The sequence below is a fragment of the Streptomyces sp. NPDC053673 genome, assembly GCF_055585225.1.
This window is the reverse complement of sequence record NZ_JBVJKN010000001.1, coordinates 472,041-490,591: the sequence shown is the minus strand read 5'-3', so window position 1 is coordinate 490,591 and position 18,551 is coordinate 472,041. Positions and strand designations below refer to the sequence as shown.

Genomic DNA, 18,551 nt, shown 5'->3' with positions numbered 1-18,551 from the left:
GACTGCCTGCACGCACGGTCAATAGGTCGTCCCGAAGTTTCCGGGAGGTCGGGTTGAGTGAACGGCACGGACAGGCACAGCCCCACGTCACGCTGGACACCGTCGCCCGTAGAGCGGGCGTCTCCCTCGCGACGGCGTCCAGAGCGCTCAACGGCACCACCCGGGTCCGGGAGGAGCTTCGCCAACGGGTGCGCGCCGCGGCCGACATGCTGGGGGTACATACCCCAACGCCCATGCGCAGGCGCTCGCCAGCGCCTCCAACAACACCGTGGGTGTCATCTGCCATGACGTCGGCGATCCGTACTTCGCGGCCATCGCGGGCGGAGTGATGCGGACCGCCGCGGAGCACGACCTCCTCGTCATGCTGGCCAGCACCTTCCGTGAACCGGAGCGGGAGATCGCGTACGTCTCCATGCTCCGGGCCCAGCGCGCCCGGGCCATCCTCCTGATCGGGTCCGGGTTCCAGAACCGTTCATGGGAGCGGGCGATGGCCGCCGAGCTCGACCCGTACGTACGGGCCGGCGGCCGGGTCGCCGTCGTCAGCCGGCACCGCAGCCTGCGGGTGGACGCCGTTCTGCCGGAGAACCGCGCGGGAGCCGCGTCCCTGGCCCGGTCCCTGCTGACGCTGGGCCACCGGGAGTTCGCCGTGCTCAGCGGGCCGCCCGAACTCACCACCGTCTCCGACCGGCTGGCCGGTTTCCGTGAGGGGCTCGCCGGTGGCGGGGTGGTACTGCGGCCCGAGCGGGTCGTACGGGGTGCCTTCACCCGGGAGGGCGGGCACGCGGCCGCCCGCGAGCTGCTGTCGAGCGTCGGCGCCACCCGTACGACCTGTGTCTTCGCCGTGACCGATGTGATGGCGGTCGGGGCGCTCGCCGCCTTCCGGGAGGCGGGGGTGCGGGTGCCCGAGGACATCTCGCTCGCCGGCTTCGACGACATCCCGCTCGTACGGGAGCTGACACCGCCACTCACCACGGTCGCCCTGCCGCTCACCGCCATGGGCCGTGACGCCATGGCGCTGGCGCTGCGCGAGCCGCCCGGCCGTCGCTCGCGTGTGCTGCGGGCCGGCGGCGAGGTCGTCCTGCGTGCCAGCACAGCGCCACCAGCCTCCTAGAGCCTGTCCGCCTGCCTTCCTGTAGAGAGGACCCATTGATGAACATCGAGCGTGTCGAGACCTTCGCGGTCGCCCTGCCCACCCGGCGGTCCTTCGGGGTCTCGGGCGGCGCGGTGGCCGTCGCGGGAAAGCCGTCGATCCGGATCCTGGTGAAGGTCAGCGCGGACGGCGTGCACGGCTGGGGCGAGGCAACCCCGATACCCGCGTGGACGTACGAGACCGCCGAGTCCATCGTCACCACCGTCGACCGCTATCTGGCGCCGGCTATCACCGGCCGGCCCGCATGGAATCTCGACGCCGTGGACACGGCCTTCGACCGTGCTGTCAACCGGGGGCTGTCGATCGGCTCCCCGCTCGCCAAGAGCGCGGTGGACGTGGCATTGCACGATCTGCTGGGCCGGGCCGCGGGCGTCCCGCTCGGCGTGATGTGGGGTCAGCGGCGCACGGAGACGGTCGAGCTGGGCTGGGTCGTCTCGGGTCAGTCGCCGGCCGAGGTGGGCGACAGCGTGGCGGAGGGCACGGACGCGGGCCACCGCGCCTTCAAGGTGAAGATCGGTCTGCACGACGAGCCGACCGACGCTGCGGTGGTGGCCGCGGTCCGCGAGCACGCCCCGGCCGCCCCGCTCTGGGTCGACGCCAACCAGGCGTACACGGTGGACGCGGCGCTGCGGATGGCGTGCCGCCTCGAACCCCTTGGGGTCACGGCGTTCGAGCAGCCGCTGCCGGCCAACGACATCGCGGGGCTGCGCCGGCTGCGTGAGCAGTCCCCGGTGCCGGTGGCGCTCGACGAGAGCCTGCGCCATCCGACCGATCTCGCGACGTTCGTGAAGCTGGAGGCCGTGGACGTCGCCATCGCCAAGGTGCAGCGCAGCGGAGGGCTGACCCTGTCGCGCCGGCTGTGCGCGCTGGCGGAGGACTGCGGGGTGCGGCTGATGGGGTCGGGGCTCACCGATTCCGATCTGGGCCTGGCCGCCTCGCTGCATCTCTTCGCCGCGTTCGGCATCGGCACCCCGGTCGATCTCAATGGCCGGCAGTTCATCGACTCCCCTTATACGGGGGTCACGGTGCGGGTGGAGAAGGGGTTGGCGCATGTGCCGGACTCCCCCGGTCTCGGGGTGGAGGTGGACGAGTCGGTGGTGCGGCGGCTGGCCGTCGACGTACTGGAGCAGCGGGCCTGAAACGGCGCATTCTGAACGCCGACGCGCAGGTGTGACGGTGTGCGCCGGTTGACACCCCGGTGCGCCGGTAGGACGGGAACGGTCAACCGGCCGCTGCAACAGGACTGTTGGCTGCGCTCTCGTGCCTCATAAACCTGTTTGCCCGCCTCTGGGACAGGGCTCCTGTCCCTCAGTGCCATATGCCCACGAAACCTTTACCGATGGCATGCGGCAGAAAGAAGCCGCGTGGGAATGCCCTACGGATAGGACCGGACGGGCTTTTACCACACAGCACGCATGTCCAATCAAACGCCAATGGATGGAATTTCAGCCAAAGTTGGCCACGGCGGTGTACCGTCCGTAGGCGATCAGCACCATGAAGTGGTCGGCCTGTCACGGGACGAGACCACGCCGATGCACCACCTGCTCGAACGCACGGACGAGCAGGCGTATCGCAGAGGAGGGCTCGCGATGGACGGGTACTTCGCCAGTCGACTGCATCATCAGCTCCGAGACCAGGTCCGGCACTTCGCGGAGAGTGAGGTCCGTCCGCGGATTCCCGCCATGGAGGCGGCCCGCACGGTCCACCGCGATCTGTCCCGGCTGATCGCCCGGGAGGGCTGGCTCGGAGCGACCATCAGCAAGGCGCACGGCGGAATGGGGGTCGGCCACCTCGCCAAGACCATCATCATCGAGGAACTTTCCCGGGTCAGCGGCGCGATGGGGGCCATGGTGCAGGCCTCCCAGCTGGGCGCCGCCAAGATAGTCCACTTCGGAAGCGAGGAGCAGAAGAAGACCTGGCTCCCGGCGATCGCGGCGGGCGAGTGCCTGCCCACGATCGCGGTCACCGAGGCCGATTCGGGTGGCCATGTACTGGGCATGAGCGCGACCGCCGTACGTGACGGCGACGAGTACATCATCAATGGCCGAAAGGTGTATGTCGGCAACAGCCATGTCGGCGATCTGCACGGGGTGGTGGTCCGGACGGGACCGGGTTCCGGTGGACTCACCGCATTCCTCGTCGAGTCCGACCGGTCCGGATGCCGTACCGGCGAGCAGAAGCCGACGATGGGCCTGCACGGCTTCGGCTTCGGCGAGCTGGTCTTCGACGACTGCCGTGTGCCCGTGGCCAACCGGCTCGGCGAGGAGGGCGACGGGCTCGCCGTGGCGTACTCCTCCAGCGTGCTCTACGGTCGCGCCAACCTCACCGCCGTCTCGCTCGGACTCCATCAGGCGATCCTGGAGGAGACCACGGCGTTCTGCGTCGAGCGCCACCGCTACGGCAAACCCCTGCACGAACTCCCGTCCATCAAACTGAAGCTGGGGCAGCTGCAGTCCCGGCTGATGACGGCGCGGCTCGCCGCGTACCACGCGGTGCATCTGCTGGACCAGGGGCTGGCCTGCGACGCCGAGCTCATGAACGCGAAGTTGGTCAATGTCGAGTCCGCGCTCGACTCCGCACGGAACGCGATGGAGATCCACGCGGCGGCCGGGCTGTTCACCGACCGGCCCATCGAGCGGTATCTGCGCGACGCACACCACATCTTCGCTCCCGCCGGCACCTCCGACATCCAGCTGCTGCGGCTGGCCGAGGTCGCTCTCGGCACGCCGAAGGGACAGTGGTCGGAGCGTCTGGCGGACCTGACGCGGACGGAAGCGCTCGTCTGACCCTGGCGGACGGAAGCGCTCGTCCGACCCTGGTGGACGGAAGCACTCGTCCGACCCTGGTGGACGGAAGCACTCGTCCGACCCTGGTGGACGGAAGCACTCGTCCGACCCTGGTGGACGGCGACCCGGTCAGTACGGAGACCGGGACAGCGAAGTCCCCGGGGAGCGCCGATGATGCCCTGGGAACACCCGTTTCCGCGTCAGATCCGGGCGTCCTCACGGCGGTGGATCTGCTCGACCAGTTCCGCCGCGAGCGACTTGATGGTCTCCAGCCCCGGCCGGCCCCAAGGCCGCGGCTCGGTGTCCACCACGCAGATCGTGCCCAGGGCTATGCCCGTACGGTCGATCAGCGGGGCCCCGAGGTAGGAGCGGATGCCGATCTCGTCGACGACCGGATTGCCGGCGAACCGGGGGTAGTCGCAGACGTCCTCCAGAACGAGCGCCTTCCGCCGCACCACGACATGCGGGCAGTAGCCGTGGTCACGGGCCATGAACCGGCCCACGTCCCCGCCCGTCGCGGCCGCCGCCGCGCCGAGGGAGCTGCCCGAGTGGGTACCCGCCGGAGTGTGCAGCCCCGCGAAGAACTGCCGGTTCTCGTCGATGAAGTTGACCATCGAGAAAGGCGCCCCGGTGACCTCCGCGAGCTTGTGGGCGAATTCGTCGAGGGCCGGGTCGGGCCGGTCGCCCAGCCCCAGCTGGCGCAGCCGCTGCACCCGCCTGGGCGCCTCCCGGTCGACGGGTGTCAGCAGCAGATGGCCGGTCGGGTCGTACGTCATGACTGAGCTCCATAGCTCGGCGCCGCTGCCGGTGCCGGGGTGGTGGTGAGCAGGTGCTGGACGAGGGTGACCAGGGTCTGGATCCCGGACCCGGCGACACGGGCATCGCACACGACGACGGGGACCTCCGGTTTGAGGTCGATCGCCGCCCGCACCTCCTCGGGCTCGTAGCGGTAGGCGTCGTCGAACTCGTTCACGGCGACGACGAATCCGATGCCGCGCCGCTCGAAGAAGTCGACGGCGGAGAAGGATGCCTCCAGGCGGCGTGTGTCGGCGAGGACGACCGCGCCGAGCGCTCCTTCGGAGAGCTCGTCCCACATGAACCAGAAACGCTCCTGGCCCGGGGTTCCGAAGAGATACAGCACATGCCGGTCGTCGAGGGTGATCCGCCCGAAGTCCATGGCAACCGTGGTGGTGGTCTTGGACTCCACGCCCTCCAGGCTGTCGGTCGCGACGCTGACCGTGGTCAGCAGCTCTTCGGTGCTGAGTGGCTCGATCTCGCTGACCGCGCCCACGAGGGTCGTCTTGCCCACCCCGAATCCGCCCGCGACCAGGATCTTGAGCGCGGTGGGGAAGACGTCGGAGGGATCGCGGGTCACAGGGCTGCGTTCAGAGCCGTCGTCGTAGGCCATCGAGCACTGCCTCCAGCAAGGAACGGTCGGTGGGAGTGTCGTGGAAACGGGGCGCCCGGGCGGTGACCGCCCCACAGTCCACGAGATCGGACAGGAGCACCTTGGTGACGACCGCCGGCAGCCGTAAGTGCGCCGCGATCTCCGCCACCGAGGTCGGTCCGTCGCACAGGCCGAGGGCCAGAGCGTGCTCCGGCCCCAGCGGCCCCTGCGGGACCGCGCCGGTGGCCATCACCAAGGAGAGCAGATCGAGCGCGGCCGTCGGACGGGTACGGCCGCCGCTCACCGTGTACGGACGGATGAGGCGGCCGGCCGCGTCGTCGAGCCAGGGCCCGTCCTTCGGGGCCGGCACGGTCAGTGACCCGTGACGCTCGGCGCCCCGGCGGGCCGTCTGGCCGGGGTGACCAGGTACGGCCGTACGCTCTTGACGAGCATCGCCATCTCGTAGCCGAGGACCGCTGCGTCCGCCTCGCGCCCGGCCAGCACGGCGAGACAGGTGCCGGAGCCGGCGGTGGAGACGAAGAGCAGTGTGGAGTCGAGTTCCACCACGACCTGGCGAACCTCTCCGCCGTCCCCGAACCGGGCGCCCGCGCTGCGGCCCAGCGAGTACAGGCCGGAGGCGAGGGCGGCCATGTGGTCGGCGCTGTCGGCGTCGAGGCCGTGCACGGACCTCACCAGGCCGTCGGAGGAGAGCAGAACCGCGTTGCGGGTGTATGGCACCCGCTGGACCAGGCCGCTCAGCAGCCAGTCGAGATCCGAGGAATGGCCGGTCGGCACATCGCTCGCCATGGTGCATCTACTCCTTGTGGGTGTCGTTCAGTTGATGCAGTTCATGTTGATGCGGTTCATGTTGATGCGGTTCGTGTCGATGCGGGTCGTCGGTCGCTGTGGGAGCGCTCGGGGGCTGGGACTCGGCGAGGCCTATGCCCCGCTGGAAGGCCGCCATCAGACCGGGGTCGTGCAGCGCCTGGTCCTCCTCCTCGGGCCGACGCGGCGCGGGATCGCTGCGCAGTTGGGGCACCAGGTGCTCCTGGGCGCGCCGCTTGGGCAGTTGGGGGCGGCCCATGGTGCCTCGTACGACCTGGGCCTCGGCGCCCGCATAGGGGATGCCGTGCTGAGGAGTTCCGGGCTGTGAGACTCCTGGCTGCGGAGTGCCTGGCTGCGGAGGGCCCGCTTGCGCCGGGGGGTGGCCGGCGCCGGGGCGGGCGGCGGCGGGGTTGGGGCGCTCGGGGTGCTCGCCTCGAACAGGGAGCGGCCCGGGGGTACTGCCGTCCGCCGACGACGGCTGTTGCTGTTGCTGTTGCTGTTGCTGTTGCTGTTGCTGTTGCTGTTGGGGGATGCCCGGCATGCTCGTCGCATACGTGAGCGTGCGCTGCGTGCCGGTGTGCGCCGTGTCGGAAGCGGCGTCGACCGGGGCGTGGGCCGGGGCGCCCACGGGTGCCGCGGACCGCTCCCGGCCGGCAACTCCGCCCGCCACGGCGGCGGCCGCGACCGGCGGATGGCCTGCGTGCCGCTGGGCCGTTGCCTGTTCCGTCCCGGCGAGGCCGTCCGGTTCGGCGCCGAGCAGCCCCTGCGGCAGTACGAGTACGGCCTGGACGCCTCCGTAGATGTTGGACTGGAGGCGGACCGCGATGCCGTGCCTGCGGGCGAGGGCGGAGACCACGAAGAGTCCGATGCGGCCGTCCTGCAGCAGATGCGCCACATTGACCTGGTCGGGGTCGGCGAGCAGGGCGTTCATCCTGTTCTGCTCGGTGATGGGCATGCCCAGGCCCCGGTCCTCGACCTCCACGGCAAGGCCCGCCGTGACGTGCTGGGCGCGCAGCAGGACCGTCGTGTGCGGCGCGGAGAACAGGGTGGCGTTCTCCACCAGTTCGGCGAGGAGGTGGATGACGTCCGCGACGGCGTGTCCGCGCAGGGTGCCGTCGATGGGCGGCACCAGTTTGACCCGGGGGTACTGCTCCACCTCGGCGATCGAAGAGCGCAGGACCTCGGTCAGGGTGACCGGGTTGGACCACTGCCGCCGGGAGATGGCGCCGCCGAGGACCGCCAGGTTCTCGGCGTGCCTGCGGATGCGGGTGGCGAGGTGGTCGACGTGGAAGAGGCCCTTGAGCAGCTCGGGGTCCTCGACCTCGTTCTCCAGCTCGTCGAGGAGCTGGATCTCGCGGTGTACGAGGGACTGCAGCCGGCGGGCCAGATTGACGAAGACTTCGACTTTCTGTTCGTTCCCGACGCTGCTGGAGAGCCGGGAGGCCTGCACCACGGCGGCCACGGCGGCGTCGTAGGACCGCCCCAGCTCCTGGGCGAGCAGATCGAACTCGTCCCCGCCGGAGACGGCGACCGGCAGACTGTCGCGGGCCGGCGGGCGTTCTCCGCGCCGCAGCCCGTCGACGACGGCACGCAGCTCCGCCTGGCCGCGCGCGCTGGAACGGCGCAGGCTGTGGCAGCGGTCGAGGACGGATCTGGTGGTGCGGTCGGCGCCCAGTGCTGCCGCCACCACGGCGACGGCGGCGAGGGCAGCGGAGCCGGCGAGCGCGACCCACAGGGCGGCCGACGGCCGCACCGAGGCGGAGCGGATCGTGAACAGCACCGCTGCGGCACCGCTGAGTGACACGACGACGGCGGGCAGCACTGCGGTGCGCAGCAGTTGGGGGCGGATACGGGCTTCGGAAGTTGGCGGCGTGGACTGCGGCCGGCCCGCGGTGGAGAGGGAGCGGGCCCCTGACCGGCCGTGCCGCCCGCCCTCGCGGCGGTCCGGCCGCGCGGCGGGTGCGCGAAGTTGAGACATCAGCGTCCTTGGTACGTGGCCCAGGATTCGGTGTACCGATCGGTGTGCAGCGGCGCGACGGTTCGATGAGCCCACCGTTGATCACCGACCACACACGGTAGTCGTCAACCGTTCATGTCCGGTGGGCAGTTGACAAACTTGCCCATCGAGCGTCCCGCTCTGGTATGAGGCCTCGCACGACAGGCCGAAATTGCTGCCTTGACGAGCGGGGGGAGTGCCCGGGTACGTCACGATCCTTGCTTCAGCGAGCGCGCACGGGATCGCCGGACGCGCGATCACGGCACCGGGAACTCATGGACGGGCTGCCGGCACCACTCGGCGGGCCGGACGGGCCGCCGTCCTGGAGCGGGCCCTGGCCACCACGGGCACGACGCTCCAGCAGAGCGTCGCGGCTGACCACGCTCCCGGCGTGGGCGTACACGGAGCTGGACGCCGCGCAGGCCCACGCGGCTGCGCCGCTCCCCGCGCCCGGTGCTACGCGGTCGGCGCGGCCTCCGGGGTGCCGCTGTCCGCGGCCGGGGCGTCCGCGGCACCGGTTGCCGCCGGGGCCACAAGCCCTTCGGCGGCGGCAGCGGGCACCGCAGCCCCGGCGACGGGCGCATGGGCGACAGCCCGCCACCACGGGGCGGCCGGGATCAGTTCGGCCGTGGGCTCGAAGGGCTCTCCGGGGCGCGGCAGCGCGATCCGCTGGCCCGCCTCGGCCGCCGCGGTGATCGTCCCCTCCCCCGGCTCCTCCCAGGGGTGGATGGCGAGATTGAACGTGGCCCAGTGGATCGGCAGCATCACTCCGGCCGGCCGGCCGCCCTGGAGGTCCAGATGCGCGTTCATACCCTCGGCCGGGGTCATGTGGATGTCAGGCCAGTACTCGCTGTAGGCGCCGATCTGGATCATGGTCGCGTCGAACGGGCCATGCTCGGCGCCGATCTCCTTGAAGCCGGGGAAGTAACCCGTGTCCCCGCTGTGGTAGACCCGGTGGCCCGATGGTCCTTCGACGACCCAGGACGCCCAGAGCGTGTGCTGCTGATTGCGCAGGCCCCGGCCGCAGAAGTGCCGGGCCGGAGTGGCGGTCAGCCGCAGCCCGCCCAGCTCCGTCGACTCGTTCCAGTCCAGTTCGCGCAGGCGTCCTTCGGAAACGCCCCAGCGCTCCAGATGGGCACCGACACCGAGCGGCACCACGAAGACGGTGTCCGTGGCGGCCAGCGCGCGGATCGTGGGCAGATCGAGGTGGTCGTAGTGGTCGTGCGAGATCACCACGACATCGACCGGGCCGAGCGACGCGAGCGGCAGCGGCACCGGGTGCAGTCGCTTGGGCCCGACGAAAGCGAAGGGAGAGCAGCGCTGCCCCCAGACCGGATCGAACAGCACCCGTCGGCCGTCGATCTCGGCGAGGACGCTGGAATGTCCCATCCAGGTGAGACGCAGCCCCGAGGCCGGGGGCTTGGCGAGGTCGCTGAGCGTGGTGGTGTGGAGGGGTACGGGGGCGGCGGGGGCGCGGCGCCTGCGCGCCTCCTTCTGGAAGTAGATCTTCGCGAATTCGAGAGTGGACCCCGATGGCCTGGTCCTGGCCCCGAGCGGGTTCTGGAACACCCCGTCGGCGAAGTTCGGCGAGCGGCGGATCCGCTCCATCCGCTCCCCTGCGGGATCGGCCCCGAAGGCGGCGGGTCGCAGCGATCGCAGCCTGGAGCGCAGCGGATGCGGGGAAGCAGCGCCGGTCACGGCACCTCCTGTGAACTTCGGGTCGTTCCATTATGGGCAGGGCGTCGGAGCGTGAGGGCGCGTGACCCCACGGCATCCGCAACGTACGGAGCGGGAGAAAAATGCCGGGGGTGGCCGGCGGGTTCCGGGAAGCACCCGGGAGATTCCGGGAAACGCCCAGGGGGATCCGGGAGAACGCGCAGGAGGATGCGGGAAGACGCGCGGAGGATGTCACATCCGGCACCTGCCGTCCGTCGTACGCGTGCGAGACCGCAATGACTCGACGACCGAGGAGCCCGTCATGGCCCGCATCTCCCTGACCCCGCCCCGCACGCTCTTCTACCGCGCCACGGAGTGGTACTCGAAGCGGGCGTACGGAAAGGTCCTGGATCCGGCGAAGGCGCTGGGCCACAACCCGAAGGTGCTGCGCGCCGACCTCCGCTTCGAGCTGGCCGTCGGAAAGTGGAAGCAGTTGGACGCCGACCTCAAGGCGCTGGCCGTGATGGCGTCGGCCGCCTCGATCGGCTGCAGCTGGTGCATGGACTTCGGCCACTGGGAGAACCAGCGGCGTGGCATGGACGTCCGCAAGCTGCGCGACGTGCCGGCGTGGCGCGAGAGCGACGCCTACACCCCGCTGGAGCGCGACGTGATGGAGTACGCGGAGGCGATGACCGCGAATCCGCCGGTGGTCACGGACGAGCTGGCCGGGCGGCTGGTCACGGCACTCGGCGAGGCGGCGTACGTGGAGCTGACCGCGATGGTGGCGGTGGAGAACCTGCGCTCGCGGATGAACGCCGCACTCGGCCTCACCAGCCAGGGCTTCAAGGACCACTGCGAGCTGCCCCAGCGGGACGTCGCGAGCCAGGCGGACCGGTCCGCCTCCCGCTGAATCACGGTTGCGGTCTCCTCCTGAGCACGCTGAGTCGCTGCCGTATTCCTCCCGGAGCCGAAGTCGCTGGTGGGTCCGCGGCTGCACCGTGACGGGGCGAGCGCCTGCGCTCTTCCGCGGGCGCCTGCGCTCTTCCGCGGGCGCCTGCGCTCTTCCGCGGGCGCCGGTACTCCTCCCCGGGCGTCGGCGTTGACACAGCGTGACCACCTCCAGATACTGACCTACTGTTCAGTTCGTCGCCATGTCCGGAGGCCACGCGTTCGGCGAGCGCACCGGCAGCCCCGAGGAGTACCCACGATGCCCCACCCCGGCCCCCTGATTTCGCTGACCTGGACGGATCATGTCACCGGCCGCCAGGGCCATCTCGTCGTCGACCGGCTCGTGCGCGGGGTGTCCAGCGGCGGGCTGCGGATGCGGGAGGGCTGCACGCTCGACGAGGTGGCCGGGCTGGCACGGGGCATGACGATGAAGGAGGCGCTGCACTACCGCGCCGACGATCCGACGGTCCGCTACGTTCCGCTCGGCGGGGCGAAGGGCGGCATCGACTGCGATCCGCGGGACCCGGAGGCGTACGGCATCCTCGTCCGCTATCTGCGGGCGATGCGCCCGTACATCGAGAGCGTCTGGACCACCGGCGAGGACCTCGGCCTCACCCAGGACCTCGTCGACAAGGCGGTCGCGGAGGCCGGGCTCGTCTCGTCCGTACAGGCCGTGTATCCGCTGCTCGACGACGAGGCGGCGGCGCGGCAGCGGCTGGCCGACGCGTTCGCCGTCGAGGTCGACGGCATCGGCCTCGACGAGCTGGTCGGAGGCTGCGGGGTCGCCGAGTCGGTGCTCGCGGCGCTCGACCGGGCGGGCGTCGGCCACGCGGGAACCCGGGTCTCCGTACAGGGCCTCGGCACCATGGGCGGAGCGACCGCGCGCTTCCTGTCCCGGGCGGGGCTGAGGATCGTCGCCGTGGCCGACATCAAGGGGACGATCGCCAATCCGGACGGCCTGGACGTGGAGGCCCTGCTCGCCGCGCGTGACGCGTTCGGGACGGTGGACCGCGCGGCGCTGCGACCGGGCGACACCGAGCTGTCCGGCGACGCGTGGTTGTCCGCCGACGCGGAGGTGCTGGTTCCCGCGGCTGTCTCGTACGCCGTCGACTCCGCCAACCAAGCGCTGGTCAGGGCACGCTGGATCGTCGAGGCCGCCAACATGCCGGTTCTGCCGGAGGCCGAGGAGCTGCTCGCCGGGCGCGGCGTCACCGTACTGCCGGACGTCGTCGTGAACTCCGGAACGAACGCCTGGTGGTGGTGGACCCTCTTCGGCGACATCGGCGCGGATGCTGACGAGGCGTTCGCGTACACCCGCCGCTCGATGCGCGACCTGGTCGGCCGGATGCTCGCGCGGGCCGAGGCGGACGGTACGACGCCGCGCGCCGCCGCGCACGCGATCGTGGCCGAACGGCTGCCGGTGATCGCTGAGCGTTACGGCTGGTACGGCTGAGCGAAGCGGTGCGATGCGGACGAAGCGGTGCGGGCGCGGCGGACGCCGGTGGGGCCGGCGTCCGCGACGGGCGCGCGTCCGCGAGGTGCCGGAGGCTCTGTCTGCGTCATCCGGCAGCGGCTGCGGCTGCGCCGTCGTGCCGTCCGAGAGCCGGAGCAGACCGGGATTGAGGCCGTCCGGCCACAGACCGGGCCCACGGACGTCCGCCCGCAGGCCGGGCCGACGGACGCCCCGCAGACTGGGGTCGACGGACGTCCGTCCTTCGTCCACCCGGGTGGTGAGATCGCCTGCGTCGCCCGGGAAGTGCTTCGATGTGACCATCGTCAGGCATCGTTGCCCGCCCGGAGCCCGACGATGCCTTCGGCGCGACGATGCCCCGAGCCCGACGATGCCCGGTCGCAGGGAGGCCCGATGGGGACGCAGGACATGTCGGTGTGGCGGGTGCGCGGCGAGCCGCTGGTGGCCGGTTCCGGCAGCGGGCCCCTTTACGGCCTGCGGCTTGCGGTGAAGGACGTGCACGCCGTCGCGGGGCACCGGACAGGCGCCGGGAATCCGGCCTGGCTGGCCGAGGCGGAACCGCAGCCCGCACACTCCTGGGCCGTGAGCGCGCTGCTGGCAGCGGGAGCCGACGTGGCCGGGATCGCGCAGACCGACGAGTTCGCCTACAGCCTCAACGGTACGAACGCGCACTACGGCACTCCGCCCAACCCGGCGGCGCCCGGCCGTGTCCCGGGTGGCTCCTCCGGCGGCCCGGCCGCCGCGGTCGCGCTCGGTGAGGCCGACGCCGGCCTCGGAAGCGACACCGCGGGATCCATCCGGGTCCCCTCGTCGTACTGCGGGCTGCACGGCTTTCGGCCGACCCACGGCGCCGTCCCCGTCACCGGGATGCTGCCGCTGGCGCCCTCGTTCGACACCGTCGCCTGGCTCGCCCGGGACGCGGCGACGCTGGCCCGGCTGGGCGAGGTACTCCTTCCCTCCGCTGGGGGTGGCGCAGCCCGACGCCCGTTCCGTACAGCCCTGGTGGCCATGGATCTCGTCGGGCTCGCCGACGTGGAGGTACGGGAAGCCTTCGGGAGGGTGGCGGCGGAGGTCGCCGAACGGGCCTCCCTGCGGATCGAGGAGGTGCCGTCGCTGGGAGGCGATCCGGTGGCCAGGGCTGCGGCCTTCGCCACCGCCCAGGCCGCGGAGGTGTGGGAGTGCGACGGCGCATGGGTGAGCGCGCACCCGGGCACTCTCGGGCCGGGGCTGGAGGCGCGCTTCTCCCGTGCGTCCGCAGTCACGGCGGAGAGCCGGGCAGCCGCCGAACTCGTGGTCCACCGGTCCGGCCGCGCGCTGCGAGCGGCCCTGCCCGAGGACACGGTGCTGCTCCTGCCCGCCACCGGCGGGCCGGCACCGCGGATCGACGAATCCCCGGAGCGGAAGGCCGCCGCCCGGGATGCCGCCTTCCGCCTCACCTGTCTCGCCAGCACCGCCGGCCTTCCCTGCCTGGTGCTGCCCAGGATGTCGGTGAACGGACTCCCCGTCGGCTTCGCGGTGGTCGCGGGGCACAGTGCCGACCGGCAACTTCTCGAACTGGGGCTGGAGCTGGAGCAGGGGCAGGGGCAGGACAGGCCATAGACCAGGACGGACAGGCTCGGGCAAGATCCTGTACGCGGCCCCTCTCGACGGGGCCGTGTGTAGGGTGACCGCGTGGCGAGAGTCCGGTTGAGTGTGGCGGAGCGGCAGGAGGAACTGCTGCGGGCTGCCGTCGAGCAGATCCAGGCCCGGGGCGTGTCCTCGTTGCGGATCGCCGATGTCGCCTCGGCCCTCGGGGTGAGCAACGCCCTGGTGCTGTACCACTTCTCGACGAAGGAGAAGCTCGTCGCGGCCGCTTTCAGCTACGCCGCCGAGGGCGATCTCGCGCATCTGCGCAAGCTCCTGGGGCGGCGGACGTCCGCACTGCGACGGCTGCGTACCGCGGTCCGCTGGTACGCACCGACGGGACAGGCCAAAGGGTGGCGGCTGTGGATCGAGGGCTGGGCGGCTGCCCTGCGCGAACCCGCTCTGCGCGAGGTGGCCCGCGATCTCGACCAGCAGTGGAAGGCGGAGCTGACCGCGGTCATCGCTGAGGGTGCGGCGGCGGGCGAGTTCCACTGTGAGGATCCCGCGTCGTCGGCCTGGCGGCTGACGGCTCTACTGGACGGGCTGGCCGTGCAGATGACGTCGTACGGGGGATCCCTCAGCCGTGCTGCCATGCTGGAGTGGACGGACGAGGCGCTCGCCCGTGAACTGGGGCTCGACCGCGAGGCGCTGACACGGCAGAGTGCGTAGCGCACCGAAGGCGCATGGGAGGGAAAGCGGTGTCGGCGCAGCGGACGCATCAGCAGGACCAGGACACACGCGATACCGAGAACGGACAGAACGCGCAGGACGAACCGTTCGCGCAGAACGCGCAGGACGCGCAGGACGCTCAAAACCCGCAGGACTCACTGGACGTGCTGGTCGTCGGTGGAAGCGGGGTCGACACGGTGGTCCGCGTCGGCTCGCTCCCCGTCCCCCTCGCGGACTCGGTCGGAGTCCCCCCGATCGTGGAGTCCGCAGGCCACACCGGCGGCAATGTGGCCCTCGGCTGCCGGGCTCTCGGGCTCGGTGTCACGTTCCTGGACTTCATAGGTGACGACCGGCCGGGCCGGCAGGTCCGTGAGCGGCTCGCCGAGGGCGGCGTGGACTTCGAGCATCTGATCTCCCCCTCCGGTACGCGGCGCGCGGTGAACCTCGTCGACCCGACCGGCCGCAGAATGTCCTTCTACGACGCCCGCGACCCCGCCGATCTGCGGATGCCGCGCGACTTCTACCTGCCCCATCTGCGGCGGGCCCGGCACGTCCATCTGTCGATCATGAATTTCGCCCGGTTTCTCTACGACGACATCGCCGAGCTCGGCGTGCCCGTCTCGACCGACCTTCACGACTGGGACGGAGTGGAGGACTACCACAGGGAGTTCGCCCTGCGTTCGGACGTGGTCTTCCTCAGCGCGGCCGGTGCCGGTGAGCGGATCGCCTCCGTGATGCGGGAGATCCTGCGGGAGGGGCGGGCGGAGGCGGTCATCGCGACGGCCGGGGCGGGCGGGTCGTATCTGATGACCCGCGACGGCGGACGCACGCCCCGTCCGGTTCCCGCGACGGTGCCGCCCACGCCGGTGGTGGACTCCAACGGCGCGGGGGACGCGTACGTCTGCGGCTTTCTCCACGGGCGGCTGGCCGGCCGCGGCACAGAGGACTGCGCACGGCTGGGCGCGGTGGCCGGGGCATACGCCTGTACGGGCACGGGCAGTTCGGCGCTGATCGGTGCGGCGGACCTGGCGGCGGCTCAGGTCTGACGAAGCGGTTCGTACGCCGATGCGTCGAGGCCGAAGGTCCAGGCGACGCCCTCCTTCGCGGTACGGGTGGTGGGTGGCACCCGCAGCCAGTACGTCTTGTGGGTACCGTCCGGCTCCGGCGTGGTCACCACGCAGGTCCTCACTGTGAGGTGAGGATGAGGCGGCCCGTGGTCAGTATGGCGTGGTTGGCGAAGAGGTCGTGGAGGTGGAAGGTGCGGTTCAGGTCGGCGGTCCACTGGGCGTCGCGCAGATCCTGGTAAGCGGGGGCTTTGACCATGCGGCTGCGGGTGGCCTGGGTGAGGATCCATCGGGCCTGCTGCTGGCTGGTGGGCGGGGTGGCGTACATGCTCTGCGCCAGACGCCAGAGATGGTCGCCCCTGGCGGTGTCCGGGTCGGTGACGGCGACGACGGCGATGTCACCGAGGCCGCGGCGATCGCTGGAGCGGGTGGTGTACGCGACGGTGAGGCCCTCCAGGGGGAAGACCGTGCAGTATGTGCACGGCGGCCGAGCCGCCCAGCGCGACAAAGGGGTATGTGTGTCACTCATGCGTCTCTCCGACCCGAACTCGGTATCTGACGCCCCTCATCGTGGGATTGATGTGCCGCCGGTCTCATACGGCCCAGCGCGCAGCGGGCGTATATTTCGCGCATGGCTGGTCGGGCACCTTGGACAGACGTCAGGTTGCGCGCCGCATGGGCGCGCGGTGACTGGGCTGCTGTCCTCCGCGAGTACAGGCGCGCCGCCGGCCTCACCCAGCAAGCACTCGAATCCTTGGTCGGCATGCCGCAGCCCCACATCTCGGCTATCGAGTCCGGCCGCAGGAAGGTGAAGTCAGACGCGGTAAGGGCCCGGATCGCTGAAGGTCTACGGGTGCCACCAGAGCTGATCGAGGCGGGGCAGAGCACCACCTACGGCAACTGGGAGCCGTCACCGGAACTGCGCGAGCGAATCGCCCACGGCCACCGAACTGGGCGGGCCGATCTACGCACCGCCGACTGGATCGGCGAGGTCCTGGCGACGCAGCGCCGCGCCGAAGACGAGGTCGGCGGAGCCGATCTCTGGGCAGTCGTACGCTCCCAGCTGGACGCCATCACGAGACTGATCCCGGGAACCGCCGGCACAGCCGCCGACAGACTGATGCTGCTGGCCGCCGAACACGCGCACTGGCTCTCGTGGGTGGCTTGGCAGCACAACCAGGTGGGTTCCGCGCTCGGCTGGCTGGATGTGGCCCATGGGTGGGCCGTTGACGGCGACCACATGGACATGTCGTCGTGGGTCCAGCGTGTGAGAGCCTTCTACTGTCGGCAGAGCGGTGACCCGCTGCGGGCGCTGCGGACGGCCGAGGCTGCTCGCCGGGTCCCGGGCACTTCCTCCGGGGCAGCCGCAGTGGCGGCCCATGAGGCGGCGATCGCGGCGGCCGCGGTGGGCGAACGAGACCGCTCGCGGCGTCTGTCGGACGAGGCATTCAGGCATGCTGCGCGCGTCCCCGAGGAGAGTGACCGTCCGGGCTGGCTGTACTGGCTCACCCCGACGCGGGCACAGCTCCAGGCGGCGAGTGTGGCGTATGCGTGCCACGACTGGCGTGAAGCTGCTGACGGCATTCGTGCTGCGCTGCCTGGTCTCGATGGTTACCCGCGCGACCGGGCCCGCTTTTCAGCAGCGCCTCGACGGCGCCGTACGTCGTTCCTAGTGGACGAGCCTGATGCTGATGATCGGCTCGGCTGCGCGAGCGGGGACACCGTGTTGTTCAGCGGAGGAGGGCCTGGTCGAGGATCTGGCACCCACGTGAAGACGGTCGCCCGCGGCCGCCACACGCCCTTGACCCGCTCTTCCCGTACAGCCGCCGTCCACACCGCTCGGCCGGCCTGCCGTGCCGGACGGGCGAGTCCGTGATCTCGGTGAACGGCGACGGGACGGTGCGGCGCTGCCACTTCGTACGGGCCGAGCTCGGCAATCTCTATGACGGCTCGTACCGGGCGGCGCTGCGCCCCCGTGCCTGCCCGCTCGCGGTGTGCGACTGCCACATCGGCTATGTCCATCTCGAATCGCTGCCGCTGTACGACGTGTTCGCGGGCGGGGTGCTGGAGCGGATCCCCGCTACGGACTCCCCCGCCACGGGCTCCCCCGCCACGGGCTCCCCCGTCGCAGGCACTGCCGCGGGGGCGGGGAACGCTCAGAGCGGAAGCAGGTCCGGGCGCTTCGGCTCCACATGATCGCCGGATGATTCGCCCCGCAGCCGTCGGCCGATCCACGGTACGAGGTACTCGCGCGCCCAGAGGATGTCGTCGCGGCGGACTTCGAGCGTGCCACGCGGCGGCAGTGGCGGCCACGGCTGGTCCGGGTCGGCCGGCACGTCGATGCCGAGCACCTGGGCGGCACGGAGCGCGACGCGCGTGTGGCCCTCGGGCGAGAGATGCAGCCGGTCGTCGTCCCAGGCGCGCCTGTCCTGGACGGACTTGAGCGACCAGAGGTCGAGTACGGGGCAGTCGTAGCGGTCGGCGATGGCGCGGACATGCGCGGTGTACGTGGCGATCTTGCCGCGCAGATGGCGGAGCACGGGTACGCCGCGGGTGTCGAAGCCGGTGGTCACCATGACGGTGCCGACGGAGGCGGTGAGGTCGGCGACGGCCCGTTCGAAGCGTTCCGCGACGTCGTCGGGGTCGGTTCCGGGCCGGATGATGTCGTTGCCGCCGGCGCAGAACGTCACCAGGTCGGGGGCGAGTTCCTTCGCCCGCGGGACCTGTTCCTCGACGATCTGGTCGAGGAGCCTGCCTCGTACGGCGAGGTTGGCGTAGCGGAAGGTGTGTTCCGGTACCCGGTCGTCCAGGAGGACCGCGAGCCGGTCCGCCCAGCCGACGAACTGTCCCTCAGGTCCCGGGTCGCCGACGCCCTCGGTGAAGCTGTCACCGATCGCCGCATAGGACCCGATTGCGCTGTTTGTTCTTGATCGCGAAGCGTCTGCCACGTCGAGACATCTTTCCTCGCGGGAAGTG

Annotated in this window: 16 protein-coding genes and 3 pseudogenes; 10 read left to right on the top strand and 9 right to left on the bottom strand. The window is 71.1% G+C overall.

Going from position 1 to position 18,551, the window contains the following annotated elements; translation table 11 throughout:
• Window positions 1-53: 53 nt before the first annotated feature.
• The 3 genes and pseudogenes from ACZ6ZQ_RS02170 (at window position 54) to ACZ6ZQ_RS02160 (ending at window position 3,936) form a co-directional block, all read left to right on the top strand.
• Window positions 54-1,111, top strand: a pseudogene (locus ACZ6ZQ_RS02170) (LacI family DNA-binding transcriptional regulator).
• A gap of 38 nt (window positions 1,112-1,149) precedes the next feature.
• Window positions 1,150-2,289 carry a mandelate racemase/muconate lactonizing enzyme family protein gene (locus tag ACZ6ZQ_RS02165; RefSeq protein WP_469766626.1) on the top strand — a complete coding sequence of 380 codons (1,140 nt, stop codon included), beginning with the start codon at window positions 1,150-1,152 and terminating at the stop codon, window positions 2,287-2,289.
• 450 nt (window positions 2,290-2,739) lie between these two features.
• Entirely contained in the window at window positions 2,740-3,936 is a 1,197-nt protein-coding gene (locus tag ACZ6ZQ_RS02160) for an acyl-CoA dehydrogenase family protein (protein ID WP_469766813.1), read from the top strand.
• Between the two features lie 200 nt (window positions 3,937-4,136).
• Here the strand turns inward: ACZ6ZQ_RS02160 and ACZ6ZQ_RS02155 are convergent, their stop codons facing one another.
• From ACZ6ZQ_RS02155 to ACZ6ZQ_RS02130, 6 genes are all read right to left on the bottom strand, one after another.
• The gene (locus ACZ6ZQ_RS02155; protein ID WP_469766625.1) at window positions 4,137-4,712 is read right to left on the bottom strand and encodes a GAF domain-containing protein; all 576 of its coding nucleotides are present in this window, start codon (window positions 4,710-4,712) and stop codon (window positions 4,137-4,139) included.
• Window positions 4,709-5,344, bottom strand: a complete 636-nt coding sequence (locus ACZ6ZQ_RS02150) for a GTP-binding protein (protein ID WP_469766624.1) — start codon at window positions 5,342-5,344, stop codon at window positions 4,709-4,711. The genes ACZ6ZQ_RS02155 and ACZ6ZQ_RS02150 overlap by 4 nt, the downstream gene beginning before the upstream one ends.
• Window positions 5,322-5,693, bottom strand: a complete 372-nt coding sequence (locus ACZ6ZQ_RS02145) for a DUF742 domain-containing protein (protein ID WP_469766623.1) — start codon at window positions 5,691-5,693, stop codon at window positions 5,322-5,324. Before ACZ6ZQ_RS02145 ends, ACZ6ZQ_RS02150 begins: the two co-directional genes overlap by 23 nt.
• Before the next feature lie 2 nt (window positions 5,694-5,695).
• A complete protein-coding gene (locus ACZ6ZQ_RS02140) occupies window positions 5,696-6,130 on the bottom strand; it encodes a roadblock/LC7 domain-containing protein (RefSeq protein WP_469766622.1) in 435 nt (144 codons plus the stop codon).
• A 7-nt stretch (window positions 6,131-6,137) separates the two neighbouring features.
• The gene (locus ACZ6ZQ_RS02135) at window positions 6,138-8,126 is read right to left on the bottom strand and encodes a sensor histidine kinase (protein WP_469766621.1); all 1,989 of its coding nucleotides are present in this window, start codon (window positions 8,124-8,126) and stop codon (window positions 6,138-6,140) included.
• Between the two features lie 474 nt (window positions 8,127-8,600).
• Window positions 8,601-9,842: an MBL fold metallo-hydrolase gene (locus tag ACZ6ZQ_RS02130; protein ID WP_469766620.1), complete on the bottom strand. Its 1,242-nt coding sequence runs from the start codon at window positions 9,840-9,842 to the stop codon at window positions 8,601-8,603.
• A gap of 280 nt (window positions 9,843-10,122) precedes the next feature.
• On the opposite strand from ACZ6ZQ_RS02130, the gene ACZ6ZQ_RS02125 reads away from it, so the two are divergent.
• From ACZ6ZQ_RS02125 to ACZ6ZQ_RS02105, 5 genes are all read left to right on the top strand, one after another.
• Window positions 10,123-10,710, top strand: a complete 588-nt coding sequence (locus tag ACZ6ZQ_RS02125; RefSeq protein WP_469766619.1) for a carboxymuconolactone decarboxylase family protein — start codon at window positions 10,123-10,125, stop codon at window positions 10,708-10,710.
• Between the two features lie 297 nt (window positions 10,711-11,007).
• A complete protein-coding gene (locus ACZ6ZQ_RS02120; protein WP_469766618.1) occupies window positions 11,008-12,201 on the top strand; it encodes a glutamate dehydrogenase in 1,194 nt (397 codons plus the stop codon).
• Between the two features lie 411 nt (window positions 12,202-12,612).
• Window positions 12,613-13,818: an amidase family protein gene (locus tag ACZ6ZQ_RS02115; RefSeq protein WP_469766617.1), complete on the top strand. Its 1,206-nt coding sequence runs from the start codon at window positions 12,613-12,615 to the stop codon at window positions 13,816-13,818.
• A 72-nt stretch (window positions 13,819-13,890) separates the two neighbouring features.
• Window positions 13,891-14,511, top strand: a complete 621-nt coding sequence (locus tag ACZ6ZQ_RS02110) for a TetR/AcrR family transcriptional regulator (protein ID WP_469766616.1) — start codon at window positions 13,891-13,893, stop codon at window positions 14,509-14,511.
• Between the two features lie 167 nt (window positions 14,512-14,678).
• Window positions 14,679-15,557 carry a carbohydrate kinase family protein gene (locus ACZ6ZQ_RS02105; RefSeq protein ID WP_469766812.1) on the top strand — a complete coding sequence of 293 codons (879 nt, stop codon included), beginning with the start codon at window positions 14,679-14,681 and terminating at the stop codon, window positions 15,555-15,557.
• Here ACZ6ZQ_RS02105 and ACZ6ZQ_RS02100 read toward each other — a convergent pair.
• Window positions 15,548-15,688 (bottom strand): annotated as a pseudogene (locus ACZ6ZQ_RS02100) (DUF6745 domain-containing protein); the annotation flags it as partial. The gene ACZ6ZQ_RS02105 and the pseudogene ACZ6ZQ_RS02100 overlap by 10 nt on opposite strands.
• Before the next feature lie 8 nt (window positions 15,689-15,696).
• The gene (locus ACZ6ZQ_RS02095; RefSeq protein ID WP_469766615.1) at window positions 15,697-16,104 is read right to left on the bottom strand and encodes a hypothetical protein; all 408 of its coding nucleotides are present in this window, start codon (window positions 16,102-16,104) and stop codon (window positions 15,697-15,699) included.
• Window positions 16,105-16,206: 102 nt separating this feature from the next.
• On the opposite strand from ACZ6ZQ_RS02095, the gene ACZ6ZQ_RS02090 reads away from it, so the two are divergent.
• Both ACZ6ZQ_RS02090 and ACZ6ZQ_RS02085 read left to right on the top strand, forming a co-directional pair.
• A complete protein-coding gene (locus tag ACZ6ZQ_RS02090) occupies window positions 16,207-17,451 on the top strand; it encodes a helix-turn-helix domain-containing protein (protein WP_469766614.1) in 1,245 nt (414 codons plus the stop codon).
• Window positions 17,373-17,771: pseudogene (locus ACZ6ZQ_RS02085) on the top strand (STM4011 family radical SAM protein); the annotation flags it as partial. The gene ACZ6ZQ_RS02090 and the pseudogene ACZ6ZQ_RS02085, both read left to right, overlap by 79 nt.
• Here ACZ6ZQ_RS02085 and ACZ6ZQ_RS02080 read toward each other — a convergent pair.
• Window positions 17,732-18,523 carry an SGNH/GDSL hydrolase family protein gene (locus ACZ6ZQ_RS02080; protein ID WP_469766613.1) on the bottom strand — a complete coding sequence of 264 codons (792 nt, stop codon included), beginning with the start codon at window positions 18,521-18,523 and terminating at the stop codon, window positions 17,732-17,734. The pseudogene ACZ6ZQ_RS02085 and the gene ACZ6ZQ_RS02080 overlap by 40 nt on opposite strands.
• Between the last annotated feature and the right edge of the window lie 28 nt (window positions 18,524-18,551).